Here is a 23,194-nt window from a genome sequence, read left to right as displayed (position 1 = left end):
CGACTCCGGCGAGCACGGCGGTGACGGCCGAGGCCGCCCCGCCCACGTCGTTCCAGCCCTCGATCGGCCGCATCCCGGTGCTCGGGATCTTCCCCCAGGTCGAGGGAGGCCGCTGGCCCGCCAAGGGCTTCGTGGGCGAGGTGATCCCGTTCGGCGCCCTCGTCTTCCGCGAGGGCCACGACGCGGTCGGCGCGCACCTCGAGCTCGAGGCACCCGACGGCACCGTGATCGACCGCCCGCTCACCCGCACGCACAGCTGGGACGACGAGTGGCGAGGCCTCGCCCAGGTCACGAGCGAGGGCGACTGGCGCTTCCGCATCCGCTCCTTCTCCGACGACTACGCCACGTGGGAGCACAACGCGAGCGTCAAGATCGCCGCGGGCGTCGACGTCGAGCTCATGTTCGCGCTCGGTGCCGAGCTGTTCGCGCGCCTGGCCGCCGAGAGCTCGCGGCCCGAGGCCGACCGGGCCCTCTTCGCCGAGGTCGCCGCCACGCTCGGCGCCACCGCCGGCCCGCAGACCGAGCGCCTCGCCTCCGCCTACCAGAAGGCTGTGACGGATGCCCTGGCCGTCCGCCCGGCCGAGAGCCTCGTCACGCACTCCGCGTGGCATCCGCTGCGCGTGGAGCGCACCCGTGCGGGCTCGGGCTCCTGGTACGAGTTCTTCCCGCGCTCGATCGGCGCGGAGCAGGACGCCGACGGCACCTGGCGGAGCGGCACCTTCCGCACGGCCGCCGAGCGCCTCCCGGCCGTGGCCGCGATGGGCTTCGACGTGCTCTACCTGCCGCCCATCCACCCCATCGGCGAGGCCTACCGCAAGGGCCGCAACAACACCCTCGACCCACAGCCGGGCGATCCGGGCTCCCCCTGGGCGATCGGCGGCGCGGCCGGCGGTCACGACGCGGTGCACCCGGATCTCGGCACGCTCGAGGACTTCGACCGCTTCGTGGCCGAGGCGAAGCAGGCGGGGCTCGAGATCGCGCTCGACTTCGCCCTGCAGGCCTCGCCCGACCACCCGTGGGTGAAGGAGCACCCGGAGTGGTTCACGACCCTGCCCGACGGCACGATCGCCTACGCGGAGAACCCGCCGAAGAAGTACCAGGACATCTACCCGATCAACTTCGACAACGACCCCGCCGGGATCCGTGCCGAGGCGCTCCGCCTGCTGGAGTTCTGGATCGCCAGGGGCGTGTCGATCTTCCGCGTCGACAACCCGCACACGAAGCCGCTCGACTTCTGGGAGTGGGTCATCCACGAGGTCAACGCCGCGCATCCGGAGGTCGTCTTCCTCGCGGAGGCCTTCACCCGGCCTGCCGCCATGCAGGGCCTCGCGAAGGTGGGCTTCCAGCAGTCGTACACCTACTTCACCTGGCGCAACACGAAGACCGAGATCGAGGAGTTCTTCACCTCGATCTCGCAGGAGACCGACGCGTTCTTCCGGCCCAACCTGTTCGTCAACACCCCCGACATCCTCACCGAGTACCTGCAGTTCGGCGGCACCGCCGCGTACCGCATCCGGTCCGTGCTCGCGGCGACGGGTGCCCCCACCTGGGGCGTCTACTCGGGCTTCGAGCTGATCGAGAACGTGGCGCGGCCCGGTGCCGAGGAGAACCTCGACAACGAGAAGTACGAGTACAAGCCGCGCGACTTCGTGGCGGCCGAGGCCGCAGGGCGATCGATCGCCGAGGACATCACGCGGCTGAACGCCATCCGCCGTGTGCACCCGGCGCTCGGCCAGCTGCGGAACCTCCGCTTCCACGCCAGCGACGACGACTCGATCGTGGTCTACTCCAAGCACCTCGACGGCGAGTTCACCCCCGACGGCGTCTCCGACACCGTGATCGTGGTCGTGAACGTCGACCCGCACTCCGTGCGCGAGACCACCGTGCACCTCGACCTCACCGAGTTCGGGCTCCGGCCCGGCGCCGTCTTCGGCGTGACCGACCTGCTGAGCGGCAACCACTGGGAGTGGTCCGATCACAACTACGTGCGACTGGATGCCTTCACGCAGCCCGCGCACATCCTGCACGTCAGCCCGCCGGTCGACGACGCGCCTACCGAGACGGAACGAGACTCCTGATGACGCTGCCCCCTCCCTCCGCAGCCCCCGCCCTCCCCGAGATCCCCGTCGAGACGCTCGACGCCGTCGCCGCCGGCAGCTACTACGACCCGCACTCGGTGCTCGGCCAGCACCTCGTCGAACTGCCGGGCGTCAGCGACCCGGTCACGGTCATCCGCTCGCTCCGGCCGCTCGCCCGTGAGGTGACCGCGGTGCTCGCCAACGGCGCCCGCGTCGACCTCGCGCACCTGCACGCGGGCATCTGGCAGGGCCACACCCTGACCGGGCTCTCGGACTACACGATCGAGGCGCACTACGACGACGACAGCTCCTGGACCGCCGACGACCCCTACCGCTTCTCCCCCACGCTCGGCGAGCTCGACCTGCACCTGATCGGCGAGGGCCGGCACGAGAAGCTCTGGGAGGTGCTCGGCGCCCGCGTCGAGGAGAAGTGGGGCGTCGACGCCGGCTTCGCCGGAACCGCCTTCGCCGTGTGGGCGCCGCACGCGAGGGCCGTCCGCGTGATCGGCGACTTCAACGGCTGGGACGGCGTGCGCCACGCGATGCGGAGCCTCGGCGGCACCGGGGTCTGGGAGATCTTCATCCCGGAGCTCACAGCCGGAGCCAACTACAAGTACGAGATCCTCACCCAGCACGGCCAGTGGGTGGGCCGCGCCGACCCCATGGCGCGCGGCACCGAGGTGCCCCCGCTCACGGCCTCCCGGATCGACACCACGAGCTACGCCTGGAACGACGGCGAGTGGATGACGAAGCGCGCCGAGACGGATCCGCACACGCAGCCGATGAGCGTCTACGAGATGCACGTGGGCTCGTGGAAGCTCGGACTCGACTACCGCACCCTCGCCGACGAGCTCATCCCCTACCTGCAGCACCTCGGCTTCACGCACGTGGAGTTCATGCCCCTCGCCGAGCACCCGTTCGGCGGCTCGTGGGGCTACCAGGTCACCTCCTACTACGCGCCCTCCTCGCGCTTCGGGTCGCCGGACGACCTGCGCTACCTGATCGACCGACTGCACCAGGCCGGCATCGGCGTGCTCGTCGACTGGGTGCCCGGGCACTTCCCGAAGGACGAGTGGGCGCTCGCCCGCTTCGACGGCGAGCCGCTCTACGAGCACTCGGATCCGCGCCGCGGCGAGCAGCCCGACTGGGGCACCCTCGTGTTCGACTTCGGCAACAGCCAGGTGCGCAACTTCCTCGTGGCGAACGCCCTCTACTGGTTCGACGAGTTCCACATCGACGGGCTGCGGGTGGACGCCGTGGCGAGCATGCTCTACCTCGACTACAGCCGCAAGGACGGCGAGTGGCTGCCCAACCAGTACGGCGGGCGCGAGAACCTCGAGGCAATCAGCATGCTGCAGGAGGTCAACGCGACGGCCTACCGCAAGTACCCCGGCATCGTGATGATCGCCGAGGAGTCGACCTCGTGGCCGGGCGTCACGCACGCCACGAACCGCGGCGGGCTCGGCTTCGGCATGAAGTGGAACATGGGCTGGATGCACGACACCCTCGAGTACATCGAGGAGGATCCCGTGAACCGCAGCTACCACCACGGCAAGATCACCTTCTCGTTCATCTACGCCTTCAGTGAGAACTTCATGCTGCCGATCTCGCACGACGAGGTCGTGCACGGCAAGGGCTCGCTGCTCAGCAAGATGCCGGGCGACCACTGGCAGAAGCTCGCGAACCTGCGCGCCTACCTCGGCTTCATGTGGGCGCACCCGGGCAAGCAGCTGCTGTTCATGGGCCAGGAGTTCGGACAGCCCTCCGAGTGGAGTGAGGAGCGTGGACTGGACTGGTGGATCCTCGACCAGCCGGTGCACCAGCAGCTGCTCTCGCTCGTGGGGCACCTCAACCGCGTCTACCAGGAGAACCCGGCCCTCTGGGCACTCGACAACGAGCCCGCGGGCTTCGAGTGGATCGACGGCGGCTCGTCGTCGCAGAACCTCGTGTCGTTCCTCCGCTGGGACTCCGAGGGCAACCCGATCGCCGTGCTCATGAACTTCTCCGGCGCCCCCGTGGGCCCCTACCGCGTGGGCCTCCCCTTCGGTGGCCGCTGGGACGAGCTCGTCAACACCGACGCCGTCGAGTACGGCGGCTCGGGCGTGGGCAACTACGGCACCGTCGAGGCGGAGTACGTGCCGTGGTCGGGGCGTCCGGCGTCGGTGGAGCTGACGTTGCCGCCGCTGGCGGCGCTCTTCCTGAAGCCGCGGAGGGCTTGAGCGGCTGTTTTGTTTCTGCGCCGGTCCCTGCCCGGCGCAGGCGACATGCTTCGGTGAGGTCGCATTCGCGGCCTCGCCGGCGCTCTGGGTCGTCTAAGAGCGGCCAGCGGCTTTCGGCCCCGCGCAAGTGTTTCGGCAGCGAAGAACTTGGCTGTCTCGACGAATGAGCCTCTGGGGGATGCGAACGCGACGGGCCCTACTCGACGACCCAGGTGACGGCGAGGCCGCGACAGCGACCTCACCGGAACATGCCGCGCGCGCCGGGCAGGGACCGGCGCGCAACCAGCACAGCCGTTCCACCCACCAACTAGTTCCGCCGCGATCCCACCCGCGAACCAGTACGGCCAGCGCCTCGTGTGCTGTCAGTACAGCAGCCCAGCCAGCCGCCGCCGTGCCCCCGCCACCCGCGGGTCGTCCGTTCCCACGACCTCGAACAGTTCCAGGAGGCGCGTGCGGACCGTGTTCTTGCCGTCGGGGTCCTGCTTGGGGAAGAGATCGAGGAGGCGGCCGAAGGCGTCGTCGATGTGGCCGCCCGAGAGGTCGAGGTCGGCCACGAGGAGCTGCGCCTCGAGGTCGTCGGGCGACGCCGCGGCGGCGGCACGGATCTCGTCGAGCGACTTGTCCTGCAGGCGCGCGAGCAGCTGCACCTGCGCGAGACCGGCGACCGCGAGGGTGTCGCGGGGGTTCTGCGCGATGGCGGTCTGGTACTCGGCGATCGCGAGCGCGTAGTCGCCCTTCTCGATCGCCTCGTAGGCCTCCGCATGGTGCGGCGGCAGCGGCTCCTCCACGGGCTCGCCCGCGTCGGCGGCGGAGGCGTCGGCACCGGCCACCGAGACGGTTCCGGTGACGCCGTTCTGGGCCGCCAGCTGCAGCACCTGCTCGAGCACGGCCCGCAGCTCCTCCTCGGGGTAGGTGCCCTGGAAGAGCGAGAGCGGCCGGCCGCCCACGAGAGCGGCGACCGTGGGCACCGACTGGGCCTGGAACGCCTGCGCGAGCTGCGGGTTCTCCTGCGCCTCGACACCCACGAGCACGAGCCGGCCGGCGTACTCGGTGACGAGCTTCACCAGCAGGCCGGTGAGCTCCTTGCTCGCCTCGGCCCAGTCGGCCTTGAGGTCGACGATCACCGGAACGGTGTTCGAGAGCTCGATGAATCCGGTGAAGTTCGCGTCGGTGCCCTCGAGCACGAGCGAGGGCAGGGTGCCCGCGGGCGCTCCCTCGGCCCCCGGCGCGGGCGCCCCGGGCGCGGCGGTGCCCGCGGGAGCGTTCGCGCGATTCACGAGCGACGAGAGGTCGACGGCGCCGCGGAGGTTGCCGGCGGCGGAGGGCGGGGGCATGGTCACGGGAGCTCCTTGGCACTCACGAGGCCCTGGGTGAAGCCGAGCAGCTCGGCCTTCGAGGTGTCACCCGAGGGCGGGATGTAGAACAGCAGCTGGTAGTCGTAGACGGCCTCGGTGCCCTTGGCGGTCTCGTCGATGCCCGAGAGCGCCTTGACCGCGCCCTGGGTGCTGATGGTGGCACCGGACTCCACGGGGCGCACGGTCTCCGACTCGCGCAGCTCCACCGCCACGAGGGCGCCCGAGGCGCTCGTGGCGAGGGCGATGTTCTGGCCCTCGGCCGGCACCTGCGCGAACTCGATCGACGCCGTGTCGGAGAAGCCGGCCTTCTTGTCGGCCTTGTACTGCGCTCCGACCTGGGTGCGCAGCGTGTCGCCCTCGGGGTCGATGAGGTCGATGAACTGGCTCGTGTCTCCGGTGGTGAGGATGTCGGCGTATGCCGTCTTCAGCTCGTCCGGCGTCATCTGCAGCAGCTTGGTGTCGGGCGCGAGCCGCGTGGTGCCGACGCTCGCGGCGGCCACGGGCGGCAGGCTCGTGTCGGGCTCGAGGGTGATCTCGTAGTAGACCTTGTAGTTCGCGCGCGGGGTCTCCTGCACGAGCATGAGGGCGACGGGCGGCACGGCCGTGTCCTCCCCCTGCACGATGGTGAAGACGGTCTTCGGCCACACGGAGCTCGCCTGCGGCAGCACGACCTGCAGCGGCCCGGCCGGGATGGCCTGCGGAGCCGGGTACTCGGGGTACGCGGCCCGGATGGCGTAGGTCGCCGAGCGCAGCTCGAGCGCGGGGCCGGAGAACCGCTGTGCGAGCAGGTCGGCGTTCGACGAGGCGTCGGCCTCGGCCGTGACCCCGGAGATGGTCGTGACTATGGCGGCGAGCTGCGCCTCGGTCACGGCCGGGGTGGGGGTGTCCTCGTCGACGGCCTCGGTGGGCTGGGCGTCGGCGCCGGGCGTGCTCGAGGGCTCGGGAGTCGGGGTCGTCGTCGCGGCGGCGTCGGTCGACGCGGCCTGCGGGGCCGCCTGCGGCCAGTAGTCGGAGGAGCAGCCGCCGAGTGCGAGCACCGAGACCAGCGCGACGGGAGCGGCGATCATGGGAGCGATCGAGCGCCGGCCGCGCTTCACCCCGGACTCGATGCCGTTGGTGCGCGACGGGCTGAACCGCTTGCCCTTGGGCAGTGCGGGGGGCTTCCGGCGCGGCCGCTGCGAGCGGCGCATGTCGAGGAGGCCGAGCACGAGAAGCACGAGGCCGGCCAGGAGGAAGGCGACACCCGCCACGATCAGGGGGCCCACCCACGGCGTAGCGTTCGGGATCGGCCACGACAGGCGCACGGTCGTCGGTGCCGGCTGCGTGCCATCCGACGCCACGAGCACCGAGTACCCGGCGGGCAGGCTGAGGGTGCGGTACATGGCGTCGTCGGTCTGGAACTGCTCGAGCCAGAGGTCGCTGCCGGCCGGGTCGGCCGATCCGCTCGCCACGTTCTCGGCGCCTTCGGGGTCGGCCTCGACCGTGGTCGAGGAGAGCTCGCCGGTCTCGGCGTCGTAGCCGATGGTGTCGTAGGTGGAGCCCTGGAGCCAGGCCTCCACGTCCGGGGTGCGGCCGTAGGCGGCGAAGACCGTGTCGCTGCCCGAGAGCACGAGGGTCTGGTTTCCCTCGTGGGTCAGCAGCGTCGAGCTGTCGATCATGGCGTAGGGCGCACCGCCCTCGAGCTGCACCGAGGAGGTGACGGTGCTGGGGGGAAGGAACACCGTTCGTTGCGCGACACCGACGCCGATCAGCGCGGTCGCGATGATGAAGGCGAAGATGGCGAAGATGAAGCGCACGAATACTCCTGACAAAAGACATTAAAAGATAGCCGATGGAGCAGGGCGGCCCACTCAGGCTACGTCCAGGCGGCATCCACCCCTAGTATTGAGCAACGCCTGACCGGCCGAGCCTCCCGAGGAGCCATCGTTGAAGATCCAGAACGCCTTCACTCTGGGACTCGTGGCCACCTTGGGTGTGGGTGTCGGCCTACTGATCCTTGGGGCCGTGGCCTCCCTCGCCACCATCCTCACCTACATCGGCGTGGCGATCTTCGTGGCCCTGGGGCTCGATCCGATCATCTCCTGGCTCGAGCGCAAGCGCTGGCCGAGGTGGCTCGCCATCCTCACCGTGCTGGTCGCGGTTCTGGGCGTGTTCACAGGCCTGGTGTTCGCCGTGGTGCCGATCATCGTCGAGCAGACCTCCCAGCTCATCGACCTCGTGCCGACCCTCGTCAACCAGCTCCTCGACCGCCAGTGGCGCACGAACCTCACCGAGCAGCTCGGCGGCTTCATCGACGTCGAAGAGGTCTACAACGCGATCCTCACCTACTTCCAGGACGCCAGCAACGTCACGGCACTCGCCGGTGGCGCACTGCAGGTCGGGATCGGGATCGCGAGCGGTCTCTTCGGCGTGATCATCGTGCTCATCCTCACCCTCTACTTCACGGCGTCGCTGAACGGCATGAAGCGCGCCGTCTACCGCCTCGTGCCGGCCTCGAAGCGGGAGCGCTTCGCCGATCTGAGCGAGCAGGTCACGGGAGCCGTCGGCCGCTACGTCGTGGGCCAGATCAGCCTCGCGCTCTGCAACGGCGTGCTGAGCTTCATCTTCCTCTCGATCATCCAGGCGCCCTTCCCGGCGGTGCTCGCCTTCCTCGCGGGCATGCTCTCGCTCATCCCGCTCGTGGGAACCATCTCGGGCTCGACGATCATCGTGCTGGTCTGCCTCATCCCGGGGCTCGGCTCACCGCTCACCGCGCTCGTCGCCGCCATCTACTACATCGTCTACATGCAGGTCGAGGCCTACCTGCTGAGCCCCAAGATCATGAACCGCGCCGTCTCGGTCCCCGGATCGATCGTGGTGATCGCCGCCCTGGCCGGCGGAACGCTGCTCGGCGTGCTCGGCGCGCTCATCGCCATCCCGATCGCCGCCTCGTTCCTGCTCATCATCAAGCAGGTCGTGATCCCGATCCAGAACGAGCGCTGATCCAGAACGAGCGCTGATCCAGAACGAACGCTGAGGCCGGCTACGCGTCGTAGGTGGTGGGCAACGGGTAGGCGGGAGCGTTGACCCGCGCCACGATCTCGTCGAGCACACGCCGCACCTGCTGCTCCCCCACCCAGAGGTGCTTGCCGCCCTCGACGGCCACGAGCTCGAGCTCGGGCACCGAGGCGAACCGCACGCGCGCCTCGTCGGGCCGCAGGTAGTCGTCGAGCTCGGGCACGATCGCCACGAGCACCTTGCCGCTGCCGGCCCACGCGGCGACCTCCTCGGCCGTGGCGCGGTGAAGCGGCGGTGAGAGCAGGATCGCGCCCTCAATCGGGTAGGCCGCCCCGTACTTCAGCGCGAGCTCGGTGCCGAACGACCAGCCCACGATCCACGGGTTCGGCAGCCCCTGCTCGGCCACGAAGTCCATCGCGGCCTTCACGTCGAAGCGCTCGGCGTCGCCGCCGTCGAACGTGCCCTCGCTCGTGCCGCGCGGCGACTCGACACCGCGCAGGTTGAAGCGCAGCACCGCCACATCGGCGAGGGCGGGCAGGCGTGCTGCGGCCTTCCGCAGCACGTGCGAGTCCATGAACCCGCCGTGGGTGGGCAGCGGATGCAGCGTCACGAGCGTGGCAACCGGGTCGCCCGAGAGCGGGGTCGCGAGCTCGCCCACGAGGGTGAGCCCGTCGTCGGTGTGCAGCTCGATATCCTCGCGGCGGGCCGGCAGCTCGGTGGAGCTGCGGATCTCGTGAAGGGTCATGCTCGTCAGGCTCCGATCTTCCAGCAGTGGGTGTGCCAGTGGCGACGCGCGGCCAGGTCGCTCGCGTCGCCCATCACGCCGTCGGCGCGCCAGGTCACGAGGTGGGCCGTGCCCGGAGCGATGGGCACGCTGCAACCGGGGCAGGCGTACGCCTTCACCGCACTGGCGGCCGAGACGGGCTGCACGTTCCAGGAGCGGCCCTGGCGGTGCTCGGTGCGCCGCCAGCCGGCCATCAGGTGGCTGAGATCGCTCTCGTCGTCACCGGCACCACCGCTCGCCGGGCCGCCGGGGCGACGGGGGCGGTTGCTGCGGGGCATCCCCCCAGTCTACGAGCGCAGTCTACGAGCGGCTGCGCGCCCTAGTGGGAGTCCGACCCGTCGGTCTGCTGCAGCCGCGACTCCTCCTGGTCGAGCATGAGCTGGGCGCGCACGAGGATGCGGGAAGAGTAGACCCCGCGCCCCCTCGCGTCCAGCAGCGCCGAGCGCTCGGCGCGGAGCACCTCGAGCCTGAGCACGCGGTACTGCCGGTGCGGCTCCACCTGGTCGGCTTCGGTGCGAGCGCGCTCCCAGGCCGACTCGCTCCGCAGCACGGCGTCGGTGCGAACCCGCTCGACCACGATCTCGTCGACCTCCTCGCCCCCGGGGAGGCTCAGGGAGGGCGACTCGAGCACACGGAGGCCGGCTCCCCGCAGCTCGTCGACGAGGGCGGCGAACTCGGCGTGGTCCGCCGTCTCGTCGATCCCCTTGAGCTTCGTGACCTTGATGATCCAGGGCAGCGTGCCGCCCTGGAGCACGAGGGTGACGATCGACACCGTGAAGGCGATCAGGATCAGCTGGTTGCGATACGGCGTCTCCTCGGGCAGCGACTGGGCGGCAGCGACGGTGACCACCCCGCGCATGCCGGCCCAGGAGAGCACGAGCCCGCCGCGCCAACCGGTCTCCTCCTCGAGCGAGGCTTCATGGGCGGCGGTCCGGGGGCCGACGAGCCCGGCCTCGAGCCTGCGCTTGACGCGAGCGCGCTGGAAGGCGAGCAGCGGCCCCACGAAAGCGAAGCGGATGGCGAACAGCACGAGGGCGGCCAGCACCCCGAGCGCGATCGCCTGGGGCGCGTCGAGGTTGTCGCTCCCGCTGCCGCGAACGGCTTGCAGGAAGATGTCCTTGAGTTCGAGCCCCATCAGGAGGAAGACGCCGTTCTCCAACAGGAACTGAATGGTGCGCCAGTTCAATCGTTCGCTGATGCGGGTCGAGGCCGAGAAGCGCTTCGCCCCCATGTGGCCCGTGTACAGGCCCGCGACCACGACGCTCAGGACGCCCGACGCCCCGATCGCCTCGGCGGGGATGTAGGCGAGGAACGGGATGACGAACGAGACCGCCGTGGTGAGCACCGAGTCGTGCAGCCTCGACCGGAAGAAGACCGTCACGAAGCCCACGATCATGCCGACCCCGATGGCGAGCACCGAGGAGTAGGCGAAATCGACCACGACTCCCCCGAAGCCGCCGAAGGCGATGGTGCCGGCCGATGCGGCGATGGCAGTGCGCAGCAGGACGAGGGCGGAGGCGTCGTTCACGAGGCTCTCGCCCTCGAGCACCGCGATCAGGCGCGGGGGCAGGCCGAGCTTCTTGCCGATCGAGGTGGCGGCCACGGCGTCCGTGGGACTGATCACGGCTCCGAGCGCGATGGCGGCCGCGAGGTCGAGGTCCGGCAGGATCATGTACAGCAGGAAGCCCGTGACGACCGCACTCACGATCACGAGCAGCACCGAGAGCATGGAGATGGCGCCGAAGTTCTTGCGGAAGTCCACAAGCGGCAGGTTGATGGCCGACGAGTAGAGCAGCGGAGGCAGCACGCCCGCGAGGATCAGCTCGGAGGGCACGTGGATGGGCGGGACACCCGGGATGATCGAGATCGCGATGCCGATCACCACGAGCACGATGGGCGTCGCCAGCCGGAGCTTCGGGGCGAAGGCCGAGACCCCGACGATGATGATCAGACAGACCACGGCGACGATCTCGAGCCTCATGGGCTCAGCCTAGTGAAACTAGTACCAGCCCTGGTCCTCAGAGGTCGCCCAGGCCTCGCACGGCGATCCGTAGCGCCCGGCGATGTAGCCGAGGCCCCAGCCGATCTGCACGTGCGGGTCGGACTCCCAGCCCGGGCCCATCTTCTCACCCGGCAGCGCTTGCGGGATGCCGTGGGCACCGGAGGAGGCGTTGCGGGCGGAGGGGTTCCAGCCGGACTCGCGGTTCCAGAGCGCCAGGAGGTAGTAGTACTCCTGCTCGCTCCAGCCGTAGCCGGGCATGGCCTGGTAGGCGATGTCCTGCACACTGCCGGGCTCGGGGGCACCCGGGGTGGGCACCACGTTGGCACTGCACGAGCCGCCGGCCGCGGCCACGCCGCCACCGGAGACGGGGGGTGCGACGGGGACGGGTGCCGGCGGGGGCGGAGGTGGGGGCGGCGGCAGAATGACCGTGTAGGCGTCACGGGTGACGGCCGCGGCGGCGTCGCCCGCGAACTCGAGCGACTGCACCGAGCCGTCGCGCTCCGTGACCTGCGGTGCGAACGACTCCGACGCGTTCGCGACGGCACCGAACTTGGGGTCGACCGCGAACAGGAGCACGAAGCCGACGGCGACGGCGAAGGCCACGACTTGGATCCCCGTGCGGACGACGGGGTGGGTGGAGCTCTTCGTCATCGACATGGGATCAGTACCAGTTGTTCGCGTCGGAGTGGGCGAGGGCGGAAGCGGGGTCGCCGTAGCGGCCCTGGATGTAGTTGAGGCCCCAGGTGATCTGCGTGGCGGGGTTGGTGAGCCAGTCGGCGCCGGCGGACGACATCTTGTTCCCGGGAAGGGCCTGCGGGATGCCGTAGGCGCAGCTCGATCTGTTGAGCGCGTTCACGCGCCAGCCCGACTCGCGGCTCCAGAGGGCGATGAGGGCGTCGAACTGCGGGCCCGTCCAGCCGCGCTCGGCGGCTAGACCGGCGGCGACGGCCTGGGCTCCCCCGGGATCGGCGACGGCCGCGTTCGGATCGGGACAATCCGATTCCTCGGACTCGGCCGGCGCCTTGGTCTCGACGATCACGGGCTTCGGGGCCTCGGTGACGGAGTACGTGTCGCGGAACACGCTCGCCGCCAGGGAGCCGCTCGCGTCGAGCTCCTGCAGCGCGAGACCGCCCTCGTCGAACTCGCCGGCGAACGACGCCGAGGCGGGGGCCACGGCGCCCACGTTGGGAGCCACGACCACCACGAAGGCGGAGGCGGCGACGGCCACGAGGCCGACGAGCTGGAGGGCGAGTCGGCCCGCGGTGCGGGAGGTCGAGGGGTGCGTGGACACGATTCGACCGATTTTAGCCCATTCCCGTGTCATCTCCCACGGGAATCCGCCTGGATGCTCGCGAGCTCCGCCCGGCGGGCGGCCTGCTCGACCGGATCGGGCACCGGGAGGGAAGCGATCAACCGCCTGGTGTACGGGTCGGAGGGGTGGTCGAGCACCTCGGCCCCCGTGCCCTCCTCGACGAGCCGGCCCCGGTAGAGCACGGCGATGCGGTCGGCCAGCAGATCGACCACGGCGAGGTCGTGGCTGATGAACAGGGCGGCGAAGCCGAACTCGCGCTGCAGCTCGGCGAACAGCTCGAGCACGCGCGCCTGCACCGAGACGTCGAGAGCCGAGGTCGGCTCGTCGGCGATCAGCAGGCTCGGCTCGAGCGCGATCCCCCTGGCGAGGCTCGCGCGCTGACGCTGGCCGCCCGAGAGCTCGTGCGGGAAGCGGTCGCCGAAGCTCCTCGGCAGCTGCACGGCCTCGAGGAGCTCGTCGACGCGCCTCCGCGCATCCCGCGGGCTCTCGGCCCGGCCGTGGATGACGAGCGGTTCGGCCACGGCGTCGGCGATCGTGAGCAGCGGGTTGAAGCTCGCCGCCGGATCCTGGAACACGAAGCCGATGTCGGCGCGCAGCGGCTTGAAGCGCCGCTCGGAGAAGCCGAGCATCTCGAAGCCGTGCACCGTGAGCGAGCCGCCCGTGATGCGGGTGAGGCCGCCGAGGGCCCGGCCGATCGTGGTCTTGCCCGATCCGCTCTCACCCACGAGGCCGAGCACCTCACCGGGCGCGATGCGGAACGAGACGTCGTCGACGGCCCGGAAGCCCTTGCGACCGAACCGGCCCGGGTAGTCGATCGTGAGGTGGGAGGCCTCGACCACGGGTGCCAGGGCGCTCTCGCCCACGGCGGCCCGCGCCTCGCGGGCGACGGCGCGCGCGGCCTCCCGTTCCGCCGTGTGCACCCGCCCCTGACCGATGCGGGGCACGGCGTCGAGGAGCCGTTCCGTGTAGGGGTCCTGCGGCGAGGCGAAGAGGGTCTTCACGTCGGCCTCCTCGACCACCAGGCCCTGGTACATCACCACGACGCGGTCGGCGAGGTCGGCGACCACGCCCATGTTGTGCGTGATGAGCACGATCGCCGTGCCGAACTCGTCGCGGAGCCGGCGCAGCAGGTCGAGGATCTCAGCCTGCACCGTGACGTCGAGCGCCGTGGTGGGCTCGTCTGCCACGATCAGCCCGGGGTTCAGCACGAGGGCCGCGGCGATCACGATGCGCTGCTTCTGGCCGCCCGAGAACTGGTGCGGATAGTGGTCGACGCGCACCTCGGGCTCGGGGATGCCGACCTTGCGGAGGATCTCGATCGCCTCGCGCCTGGCCTCGGCCTTCGAGACCTTGCCGTGCGCCCGGAGCCCCTCCGCGATCTGCCAGCCGACGGTGAAGACGGGGTTGAGAGCGGTCGAGGGCTCCTGGAACACCATCGAGACGTCGGTGCCCCGCACCTCCCGGAGCTGCGAGGGGCTGAGCGAGATGATGTCGTTCGTGTGCGAGCCGTCGCGGCTCGCGAGCAGCACGGCACCCTCGGTCGTGGCGGTCTCGGGCAGGAGGCCCAGGATGCTCTTGGCCGTCACCGACTTGCCGCTGCCGGATTCGCCCACGATGGCGAGCACCTCGCCCTTCCGGACGGTCAGGCTCACGCCGTCGACCGCACGCACGGTGCCGCCGTCGGTCGCGAACGAGATCGACAGGTCGGTGATCTCGACGACGTCGTTCATGCCTTCTCCTCGGTGTTCGCCGCGGGCGCCGAAGCAGGCCCCGCTGTCGTCGATGCTGCTGTCGTGGCTGCTGCGGTCGCGGTGCGCACCTTCGCGCGCCGGCGGGTGCGCAGCCGGGGATCGGCCAGGTCGTTGAGGCTCTCGCCCACGAGGGTGATGCCGAGCACGGCGAGCACGATCGCGAGCCCCGGGTAGAGAGCCGTCCACCAGATGCCGCTCGTGACATCCGACAGTGCCTTGTTGAGGTCGTAGCCCCACTCGGCCGCGGCGGTCGGCTCGATGCCGAAGCCCAGGAAGCCGAGCCCGGCGAGAGTCAGCAGCGCCTCGGAGCTGTTGAGCGTGAAGATGATCGGCAGCGTGCGGGTGGCGTTCCGCAGCACGTGCCGGAACATGATGCGCGGCGCGGAGGCCCCGAGCATCTTGGCCGACTCCACGTACGGCTCCGCCTTGATGCGGATCGTCTCGGCGCGGATGACCCGGTAGTACTGCGGGATGAACACCACCGTGATCGACAGAGCCGCCGCGAAGATGCCGCCCCAGAGGCTCGACTGGCCTCCGGAGATGACGATCGAGAGCACGATCGCGAGCAGGAGCGACGGGAACGCGTAGACGGCGTCGCCGATCACCACGAGCACCCGGTCGAGCCAGCCGCCGAGGTAGCCCGAGACCAGCCCGAGCAGGATGCCGATGAAGATCGAGAACACGACCGCCACGACGATCACGAGCACGGCGGTCTGCGTGCCCCAGATGACCCGGGAGAACACGTCGTAGCCGCCGACGGTCGTTCCCATGATGTGGGCGGCGCTCGGCGGCTGCTGAGCGCCGAAGGGGCCCGCGTCGTCGCGCAGCTGAGCGAAGCCGTAGGGCGCGATCAGCGGCGCGAAGGCCGCCACCAGCAGGAACACGGCGGTGATGGCCAGCCCCGCCACGAGCATGCCGCGCTGCAGGCCCACGCTCTGGCGCAGCTGCTTGAGCACGGGGAGGCGGCCCCAGAAGCCGCTGTTCGCGGGCGGCAGGGCCGTGGGATGGCCGGAGGGCACGAGTTCGGTGGTCATCTCAGTACCTCACTCTCGGGTCGATGACCGCGGCGATGACATCGACCACGAAGTTGGTGAGCGCCACGAACACCGCGAGCAGCGCGACGATGCCCTGCACGGCCACGAAGTCGCGGGCGGCGAGGTAGCCGGCGAGCTGGAAGCCGAGGCCCTTCCACTCGAAGGTGGTCTCGGTGAGCACGGCTCCGCCGAGCAGCAGGGCGATCTGCAGGCCGATCACGGTGATGATCGGGATGAGGGCGGGCCGGTAGGCGTGCTTCCGCACGAGCCGGAACTCGCTCACGCCGCGCGAGCGGGCCGCGTCGACGTAGTCGGTGCCGAGGGTGCCGATGACGTTCGTGCGCACGAGGCGGAGGAACACGCCCGCCGTGAGCAGGCCCAGGGCGATGCCCGGGAGCACCGCGTGCGAGAGCACGTCGCCGATCGCGGTCGGCGAGCCGAGCATGATCGAGTCGATCAGGTAGATGCCCGTCTTGTTCGGCAGCGTCTGCATGGCGAGCTCGGTGCGGGTGGACGCGCGCCCGGCGACCGGCAGCCACTGCAGCCAGACCGAGAACACGAGCTTCAGCAGGAGGCCTGCGAAGAAGACGGGGGTGGCGTAGCAGAGGATCGCGAAGATCCGCAGGAAGGCGTCGGGTGCGCGGTCGCGGAGGGAGGCCGCGAGCATGCCGAGCGGGATGCCCACGATGAACGCCACGATCAGGGCGTAGAAGGCGAGCTCGAGCGTGGCCCCGCCGTAGGTGAGCAGCACCTCGGTGACGGGGCGGTTGTCGCTGATGGTGTTGCCGAAGTTCCCGGTGAAGATCTGGCCGAGGTACTCGAAATACTGCACGAGCACCGGCCGGTCGTAGCCGGCCGCACTGATGCGCTCCGCGAGCTGGTCGGCCGTGAGACGGCCGCCCTGTGCGGCGGTGATCGGATCGCCGATCGTGCGCATCAGCAGGAAGACCAGCGTGACCAGGATGAAGATGGTCGGGAAGATCAGCAGGAAGCGGACGAGCAGGTACCGGCCGAGGCCGCCCCCGGCGCTTCTGCGCGCGGGGGCGGCCGAGGTGGTGGCGTCGCTCGGCAGGAGGCCGGTCGTCATCCCTTGGTGAGGGGTGCGTAGCGGAACTTGAACGACGCGTCGAGCGTGACGCCGTCGACGTCGGTTCCGGCCACGGCGACCTGGGCGCCCTGCAGGTAGGGCACCGTCGAGAGGTCGGCGGCCACCTTGGCCTGGATCTCCTCGATCAGGGCCTGACGTGTGGCCGGGTCGGCCGTCGAGGCCTGCTCGAGGATGAGGTCGTTGACCTCGGGGTTGTCGTAGTGGTTGGCGAGGAAGTTCTCGGTGAGGAAGAACGGCGTCAGGTAGTTGTCGGCGTCCGAGTAGTCCGGGAACCAGCCGAGCTGGTACGACGGGTACACGTCGGCCGTGCGGTCCTTCGCGTACTGCACCCACTCGGTCGACTGCAGGTTGACCGTGAAGAGACCGGATGCCTCGAGCTGGTCCTTGATCAGTGCGTACTCGTCTCCCGAGGAGGGGCCGTAGTGGTCGGGGCTGTACTGCAGGTTCAGCTCGAGCGGCGTCGTGATGCCGGCCGCGGTGAGGCGCTCGGTGGCCTTCTCGACCGAGGGGCCGCCCGCACCGTCGCCGTAGGTCTCCTTGAGCACCTCGGTGGCGCCCGTCAGCCCGGCGGGCACGAACGAGTAGAGCGGGGTGTACGTGCCCTTGTAGACCTGGTCGGCGATCTCGTCGCGGTCGATCAGGTCGGCGACGGCCTGGCGGACGGCGAGGGCCTTGGCCTCGTCGGCCTCGGCCGTGGTGGCACCGAAGGGCTGGGTGTCGAAGTTGAACACCACGTAGCGGATCTCGCCGCCCGGGCCGTCCCACACCTTCACGGCGTCGTTCGACGAGAGGTCTTCGACGTCGGTGGCCGAGAGGCTCCGGAACGCCACGTCGATGTTGCCCTCCTGCACGTCGAGCTTGAGGTTCGACGAGTCGGCGTAGTACTTGGCGTTGATCGGCGACTCCGCGGCCGGGAGGAGGCCCAGGTAGCCCTCGAACGGCACGTAGGAGATGAGGTTGTTGAAGTCGTAGCTCGCGATCGAGTACTGGCCGGCGAACGCCTCGCCGTCGACGATCTCGTCGTCGGGCGTGATCGCATCCGCCGAGAACACGTCCTCGTCGACGATCGGGCCCGCGGGGCTCGACAGGATCTGCGGGAAGACCTGGTCGTCGGGGTTCTTGAGGTTGAACACCACGGTGAGGTCGTCGGGGGTGGCGATGCTGTCGAGGTTGTAGAGCAGCGACGACGGGCCGTTCTCGTCGGCGATGGCGATGTTGCGGTCGAAGCTGAACTTGACGTCGGAGGAGGTGAGCTCGTTGCCGTTGGCGAACGTGAGCCCCTCCTTCAGGGTCACCGTGTACTCGGTGGGCCCGGTGAACTCGGCGCTCTCGGCGATGTCGGGCTCGACGTCGGGGCTGCCGTAGGGGGTGTTCATGAGGAACGGGAACACCTGGTTCTGCACGGCGAACGAGCCGTTGTCGTACGAGCCCGCAGGATCGAGAGTGGTGACCTTGTCGGTCGTGCCGACGATGATCGCGTCGCCCGCGGCGACGTCTCCCCCACCGGCGGCGCAACCGGCGAGGACCAGGGCGAAGGCGGAGCCGCCCGCGGCCAGTGCGAGAGCGCGGCGGGCGCGCGTGGATGCTGTTGTCATAGCAGACATAGCTAACACAGAAGTGAGCGTGTCACCCAATCGGGGGACCGGACACGCCGCACATCGTTGTGAGCGGGACGAGACGACGCAGGAAATCTGCGTTCGGCGGCGGTTCTCAGCGCACCGCGAGCATCACATCGACGACGGCGTCGAGAACCGCGTCGACCTGCGCCTCGTCGTAGCCCCCACGGCGGGAGCGGAACACGGCCGTGCGCACGTCGGCGGTCGTGATGTCGGCGCCGGATCGGAAGTACTCCACGAGCGCCGCGCAGAAGGCGTCGACATCCTTCTGGTGGTAGCCCACGCGGAGGAATCCCGCCTTGGTGAACTTCTGGCCCTCCGGCCGCTCCAGTCGCAGCAGGATTTCCCCGGCGCGGGAGCGGGCGTTCGCGTACCAGGCCTCGTCTCCCGCCTCCTGGTAGGCGCGATCGCGCTCCCGGAGGGCGAAGGCGTCCTCGAGCCGCTCGAGCGCGGCGTCGACGGCGGGAGCGTAGTAGCCGCCCTTCTGCATGCTGAAGGCCGTGTGGCGCACCAGGTCGCTCGTGAGCACGAAGTGCTCGTCGGCGGCATCCCGCTCGTCGTAGGCCTGACGGGCCTTCCTCAGGAAGTCGTCGACCTCGTTCACGTCGTAACCGAGGATCGAGCTGCGGGTGCGGGGGAAGGGTACGCTCACGGCTCTATTGTGCCAGCACCCAGAGAACGTAGGCCGCGGCCGCCGAGGGCAGGATGGAGTCCAGCCGGTCGAGGATGCCGCCGTGGCCAGGCAGCCAGCTGCTCATGTCCTTGATGCCGATGTCGCGCTTCAGCAACGACTCGGAGAGGTCGCCGACCGTGGCGGTGAACACGATCACGGCGGCGAAGATCAGACCGAACCACCAGGGCTGATCGAGCATGAAGATCGCGAGCAGCACGCCGCCGATGAGCGACACGAGCGCCGCTCCGGCGAGACCCTCCCAGGTCTTCTTGGGGCTGATGGTGGGGGCCATCGGATGCTTGCCGAAATTGAGGCCGGAGGCGTACGCCCCGACATCCGTCAGCACCACCACGACGATGAAGGCGAGCACCCACCACTGCCCGCCGTCCTTCGAGAGCAGGAGCACGGAGGTGGAGGCGAGGAACGACACGTAGACCTGCACGAAGGTGCCGGCCGCGAGATCCCGCAGCACCGCGGGGAACGCGGTGCGGGGCGACGAGATGGCCCACGCGCCGAGGCGCCAGAGCGCCACGAACAGCATGCCGCCGAGCGCGACGAGCCACTGCCCCTCCGCTCCCCCGTAGTAGGCGGCCGGAACCATGGCGACGCCTGCGACCACCGTCGGGATGCGCGGCACCCTGATGTCGGCGTGCTTGAGGGCCGCGACCAGCTCGAGCGTGGCGAAGGCGACCACCACGGCGGCCAGCACCATGAAGATCTCTTTGATGACCACCAGGCTGACGACCATGGCGAGGGCGAGACCCACGCCGATCGCGATCGCCGAGACGAGGTTGCGGCCGCTTCTGGCCGTGATCTTCTCGTTGGCCTCGTCGAACTGCTCCTTGCGGGCGCGCACCTGAGCCTGGATGTCGGCGCGCGTGAGCGGCCGCGGGCGGCGCGGTGGCACGCTCCGAGTGGGATCAGGGTCGCTCATGGCAGCCTGCCGAGGTCAGACCTCGAGCAGTTCCGCTTCTTTGCGCTTCAGGGCGTCGTCGATGGCGTCGATGTGGCTCTTCGTGACCTGCTCGAGCTCCTTCTCGCCGCGCGAGACCTCGTCGTCGCCGACCTCGCTCTTCAGCGCGTCAAGGTCGTCCTTGGCCTTGCGGCGGATGTTGCGCACCGAGACCTTGCCGTCCTCCGCCTTCGTGCGCACGAGCTTCACGTACTCCTTGCGGCGCTCCTCGGTGAGGTCGGGGAGGGTGACGCGCACGATGTTGCCGTCGTTGGTGGGGTTCGCGCCGAGGTTCGGCACGTCGCGGATGGCCTGCTCGATGTCACGCAGCGCGCTCTTGTCGTAGGGCGTGACGATGAGGGTCCGCGCCTCCTGGTTCTGCAGCGACGCGAGCTGCTCGAGCGGCGTCGGCGTCCCGTAGTAGGGAACCATGATCTTCTGGAACAGGGCGGGGTTCGCCCGTCCGGTCCGCACCGTCGCGAAGTCGTTCTTGGCGGCCTCCACGGCCTTGTCCATGCGGTCGGTGGCGTCGGAAAGCACTTCGGCGATCACGGGAACTCCTTCGGTGGATCGGTCAGATCAAGTGTAGTCAGTGGCTGGTGGTGACCAGTGTGCCGATGCGTTCGCCACGGATGGCCTTCGCGACGTTGCCCGCCGGCTCCATGCCGAACACGTGCATCGGCATGCCGTTGTCCATGCAGAGGCTGAAGGCCGTCGAGTCGACGACCTTGAGGCCCTGCACCAGGGCGTCGTTGTAGGTGAGGGTGTCGAGCTTCACCGCGTCGGGCACGATCCGCGGATCGGCCGAGTAGACGCCGTCGACGCCATTCTTGGCCACGAGCACCTCGTCGGCGTGGATCTCGAGGGCGCGCTGGGCGGAGACCGTGTCGGTGGAGAAGTAGGGAAGGCCCGCTCCCGCACCGAAGATGACCACGCGGCCCTTCTCGAGATGCCGGATGGCGCGGCGCGGGATGTACGGCTCGGCCACCTGGGTCATCGAGATCGCGGACTGCACGCGGGTCTCGGCTCCGGCCTGCTCGAGGAAGTCCTGGAGGGCCAGCGCGTTCATCACGGTGCCGAGCATGCCCATGTAGTCGGCGCGGCCGCGGTCCATGCCGCGGGTCGAGAGCTCGGCGCCGCGGAAGAAGTTGCCACCGCCCACGACGATCGCCACCTCGACCTCGGTGGCCGCCTCGGCGATCTCGCGCGCGAGGCCGCTGACCACGTCGGGGTTGACCCCGAGCTGGCCTCCGCCGAACGCCTCACCGGACAGTTTGAGGAGTACCCTGCGCTTTGCTTCCGGCTCTGACATCCGTCGTTGTTCCCTTCGTCGTGCCCCTCGGACAGGCTACCGTGACCGTGACGCCCGGACGATCGGTCCGGGCAGGAGAAAGGGCCCGGATCGAACGACCCGAGCCCTTTCTCGTGCTGCTGCTAGGAGCTTACGCGCCGACCTTGAAGCGGGCGAAACCGGTGACCTGGATGCCGGCATCCGCCAGCACCTTGGCGACCGAGAGCTTGTTGTCCTTCGCGTAGTCCTGCTCGAGCAGGGCGACCTGCTTGAAGTAGGCCGTGACGCGACCCTCGACGATCTTGGGCAGAGCCGCTTCGGGCTTGCCCTCGTTCTTCGAGATCTCGGTCACGATCGCGCGCTCCTTCTCGACGGCGTCGGCGGGGACGTCGTCGCGGGAGAGGTACTGCGGGTCGGCGAACGAGATGTGCTGCGCGATGCTGCGAGCGGTCTCGGCGTCCGAGCCGGTGTAGGCCACGACCACGCCGACCTGCGGGGGCAGGTCCTTCGAGGTCTTGTGGAGGTACACCTCGAACGCGTCGCCGGTGAGGCGGGCGATGCGGCGGAGCTCGATCTTCTCGCCGAGGATCGCTGCCTCGTCGTTGATGACGTCGGCGACGGTCTTGCCGCCGGCCGGGGCGGCTAGCGCCTCTTCGACGGTCGACGCACCCGCGGCGAAGGTCGCGGCGAGCACGACGTCGGCGAGGGCGATGAACTTCTCGCCCTTCGCGACGAAGTCGGTCTCGCAGGCGAGCTCGATCAGCGTCGCGGCGCCGTCGCCCTGCTGGGCGGCGACGAGGCCCTCGCTCGTGGAGCGGTCGGCACGCTTCGCGTTGCCCTTCGCACCCTTGAGGCGGAGGATCTCGATGGCCTTTTCCATGTCGCCGTCGGCTTCGACGAGGGCGTTCTTGGTGTCGACCATGCCGGTTCCGAGCTGCTCGCGCAGCGCCTTGACGTCAGCCAGGCTGATAGTTGCCATGTTGTTTCAGACTCCTTGAAAAATTGTCGCGGGACCCGGATCGCGGGTCACGCTACCGCACCGAGGTGACGGTGCCCTTTCCCGCGATGGGGTGCTTACTCGGCGGCGGGGGCCTTCTCGGCGTCGGTCGCCTCGGCCTCGATCTTGGCCTCGGCGGCCTCGTCGCTCTCGACCTTGTGCTCGACGACGAGGGACTCGTCGGTGATCTCGGCGAGGTCGGCCTGCGCAGCGGCGTCGGCGTCGTTCTCCTCGACCGGCACCTGGGCGGCGACGACCTCGGCCACGGCCTCAGCGTTCTCGGAGCCCGAGACGAGGCCGTCGACGGCCTCGATCTTCTCGTCTTCGGCAGCCGGGGTCTCGGACGCCTGGAGGAGCTCGCGCTCCCACTCGGCCAGCGGCTCGGCGGGAGCGTCGCCCTCGGTCGGCTTCTGGTGGCGCTGGATCAGGCCCTCGGCGGCGGCGTCGGCCACGATACGGGTGAGCAGGGCGACGGAGCGGATCGCGTCGTCGTTGCCCGGGATGGGGTAGGTGACCTCATCGGGGTCGCAGTTGGTGTCGAGGATGCCGATCACGGGGATGCCGAGCTTCTTGGCCTCGTCGATCGCGAGGTGCTCCTTCTTGGTGTCCACGACCCACAGCGCCGACGGCGTCTTGGTGAGGTTGCGGATTCCGCCGAGCGACTTGTGCAGCTTGTCGAGCTCGCGCTTCTTGATGAGGAGTTCCTTCTTGGTGAACCCGCTCTTCGCGGTGTCCTCGAAGTCGAGCTCCTCGAGCTCCTTCATGCGCGCGAGGCGCTTGGAGACCGTCTGGAAGTTGGTGAGGAGGCCACCGAGCCAGCGCTGGTTGACGTAGGGCTGCCCCACGCGGGTCGCCTGCTCGGCGATGGACTCCTGAGCCTGCTTCTTCGTGCCGACGAAGAGCACGGTGCCGCCGTGGGCGACCGTCTCCTTGACGAAGTCGTAGGCCTTGTCGATGTAGCCGAGCGACTGCTGCAGGTCGATGATGTAGATGCCGGAACGCTCGGTGAAGATGAAGCGCTTCAT

At 69.6% G+C, this 23,194-nt stretch carries 20 protein-coding genes; 3 read left to right on the top strand and 17 right to left on the bottom strand.

The window, feature by feature from the left end:
- Positions 1-77 precede the first annotated feature (77 nt).
- Both Q0D57_RS11625 and glgB read left to right on the top strand, forming a co-directional pair.
- The gene (locus Q0D57_RS11625; RefSeq protein ID WP_291043572.1) at positions 78-2,078 is read left to right on the top strand and encodes an alpha-1,4-glucan--maltose-1-phosphate maltosyltransferase; all 2,001 of its coding nucleotides are present in this window, start codon (positions 78-80) and stop codon (positions 2,076-2,078) included.
- Positions 2,078-4,297 carry a 1,4-alpha-glucan branching protein GlgB gene (gene glgB / locus Q0D57_RS11620; protein WP_291043554.1) on the top strand — a complete coding sequence of 740 codons (2,220 nt, stop codon included), beginning with the start codon at positions 2,078-2,080 and terminating at the stop codon, positions 4,295-4,297. Before Q0D57_RS11625 ends, glgB begins: the two co-directional genes overlap by 1 nt.
- A gap of 362 nt (positions 4,298-4,659) precedes the next feature.
- Here the strand turns inward: glgB and Q0D57_RS11615 are convergent, their stop codons facing one another.
- Both Q0D57_RS11615 and Q0D57_RS11610 read right to left on the bottom strand, forming a co-directional pair.
- Complete coding sequence (locus Q0D57_RS11615) at positions 4,660-5,631, bottom strand: tetratricopeptide repeat protein (protein WP_291043570.1); 972 nt, start codon at positions 5,629-5,631, stop codon at positions 4,660-4,662.
- Positions 5,632-5,633: 2 nt separating this feature from the next.
- Entirely contained in the window at positions 5,634-7,448 is a 1,815-nt protein-coding gene (locus tag Q0D57_RS11610; protein WP_291043551.1) for a hypothetical protein, read from the bottom strand.
- Between the two features lie 130 nt (positions 7,449-7,578).
- Between Q0D57_RS11610 and Q0D57_RS11605 the strand changes: the two genes are divergently transcribed.
- A complete protein-coding gene (locus Q0D57_RS11605) occupies positions 7,579-8,634 on the top strand; it encodes an AI-2E family transporter (protein WP_291043549.1) in 1,056 nt (351 codons plus the stop codon).
- A gap of 40 nt (positions 8,635-8,674) precedes the next feature.
- On the opposite strand, the gene Q0D57_RS11600 is transcribed toward Q0D57_RS11605, so the two are convergent.
- The 15 genes from Q0D57_RS11600 to rpsB all read right to left on the bottom strand — a co-directional run.
- Positions 8,675-9,394 carry an alpha/beta fold hydrolase gene (locus Q0D57_RS11600; protein WP_291043543.1) on the bottom strand — a complete coding sequence of 240 codons (720 nt, stop codon included), beginning with the start codon at positions 9,392-9,394 and terminating at the stop codon, positions 8,675-8,677.
- Positions 9,395-9,399: 5 nt separating this feature from the next.
- The gene (locus tag Q0D57_RS11595) at positions 9,400-9,711 is read right to left on the bottom strand and encodes a hypothetical protein (RefSeq protein ID WP_291043541.1); all 312 of its coding nucleotides are present in this window, start codon (positions 9,709-9,711) and stop codon (positions 9,400-9,402) included.
- Positions 9,712-9,752: 41 nt separating this feature from the next.
- Positions 9,753-11,414 carry a sodium:proton antiporter gene (locus tag Q0D57_RS11590; RefSeq protein WP_291043539.1) on the bottom strand — a complete coding sequence of 554 codons (1,662 nt, stop codon included), beginning with the start codon at positions 11,412-11,414 and terminating at the stop codon, positions 9,753-9,755.
- Between the two features lie 18 nt (positions 11,415-11,432).
- Positions 11,433-12,086, bottom strand: coding sequence for a lytic transglycosylase domain-containing protein (locus Q0D57_RS11585; protein ID WP_291043537.1), 654 nt, complete (start codon positions 12,084-12,086; stop codon positions 11,433-11,435).
- A 10-nt stretch (positions 12,087-12,096) separates the two neighbouring features.
- Entirely contained in the window at positions 12,097-12,726 is a 630-nt protein-coding gene (locus tag Q0D57_RS11580; RefSeq protein WP_291043536.1) for a lytic transglycosylase domain-containing protein, read from the bottom strand.
- 29 nt (positions 12,727-12,755) lie between these two features.
- Positions 12,756-14,477 carry an ABC transporter ATP-binding protein gene (locus Q0D57_RS11575; protein WP_291043534.1) on the bottom strand — a complete coding sequence of 574 codons (1,722 nt, stop codon included), beginning with the start codon at positions 14,475-14,477 and terminating at the stop codon, positions 12,756-12,758.
- Positions 14,474-15,532, bottom strand: coding sequence for an ABC transporter permease (locus Q0D57_RS11570; RefSeq protein WP_291043532.1), 1,059 nt, complete (start codon positions 15,530-15,532; stop codon positions 14,474-14,476). Before Q0D57_RS11570 ends, Q0D57_RS11575 begins: the two co-directional genes overlap by 4 nt.
- Before the next feature lies 1 nt (position 15,533).
- A complete protein-coding gene (locus tag Q0D57_RS11565; protein WP_291043529.1) occupies positions 15,534-16,619 on the bottom strand; it encodes an ABC transporter permease in 1,086 nt (361 codons plus the stop codon).
- A complete protein-coding gene (locus Q0D57_RS11560) occupies positions 16,616-18,235 on the bottom strand; it encodes an ABC transporter substrate-binding protein (protein WP_291043526.1) in 1,620 nt (539 codons plus the stop codon). Before Q0D57_RS11560 ends, Q0D57_RS11565 begins: the two co-directional genes overlap by 4 nt.
- A 115-nt stretch (positions 18,236-18,350) precedes the next feature.
- On the bottom strand, positions 18,351-18,908 hold the full coding sequence (locus Q0D57_RS11555) for a DivIVA domain-containing protein (protein ID WP_291043523.1): 558 nt from the start codon (positions 18,906-18,908) through the stop codon (positions 18,351-18,353).
- 4 nt (positions 18,909-18,912) lie between these two features.
- The gene (locus Q0D57_RS11550; RefSeq protein ID WP_291043520.1) at positions 18,913-19,863 is read right to left on the bottom strand and encodes a phosphatidate cytidylyltransferase; all 951 of its coding nucleotides are present in this window, start codon (positions 19,861-19,863) and stop codon (positions 18,913-18,915) included.
- Between the two features lie 15 nt (positions 19,864-19,878).
- Positions 19,879-20,433 (bottom strand): ribosome recycling factor, encoded by a 555-nt coding sequence (gene frr, locus Q0D57_RS11545; RefSeq protein ID WP_291043517.1) that lies wholly within the window; start codon positions 20,431-20,433, stop codon positions 19,879-19,881.
- Between the two features lie 37 nt (positions 20,434-20,470).
- Entirely contained in the window at positions 20,471-21,193 is a 723-nt protein-coding gene (gene pyrH / locus Q0D57_RS11540) for a UMP kinase (protein WP_291043514.1), read from the bottom strand.
- 130 nt (positions 21,194-21,323) lie between these two features.
- Positions 21,324-22,151: a translation elongation factor Ts gene (gene tsf / locus Q0D57_RS11535; RefSeq protein WP_291043511.1), complete on the bottom strand. Its 828-nt coding sequence runs from the start codon at positions 22,149-22,151 to the stop codon at positions 21,324-21,326.
- A gap of 95 nt (positions 22,152-22,246) precedes the next feature.
- Positions 22,247-23,194, bottom strand: a 948-nt coding sequence (gene rpsB, locus Q0D57_RS11530; protein ID WP_291043508.1) for a 30S ribosomal protein S2, incomplete at its 5' end; no start/stop codon positions are given.

It is taken from the genome of Herbiconiux sp. (assembly GCF_023264895.1).
Taxonomy (GTDB): Bacteria; Actinomycetota; Actinomycetes; order Actinomycetales; family Microbacteriaceae; genus Herbiconiux.
Note: the sequence above shows the minus strand (reverse complement) of the source record. Positions and strands in the feature narration are given on the sequence as shown.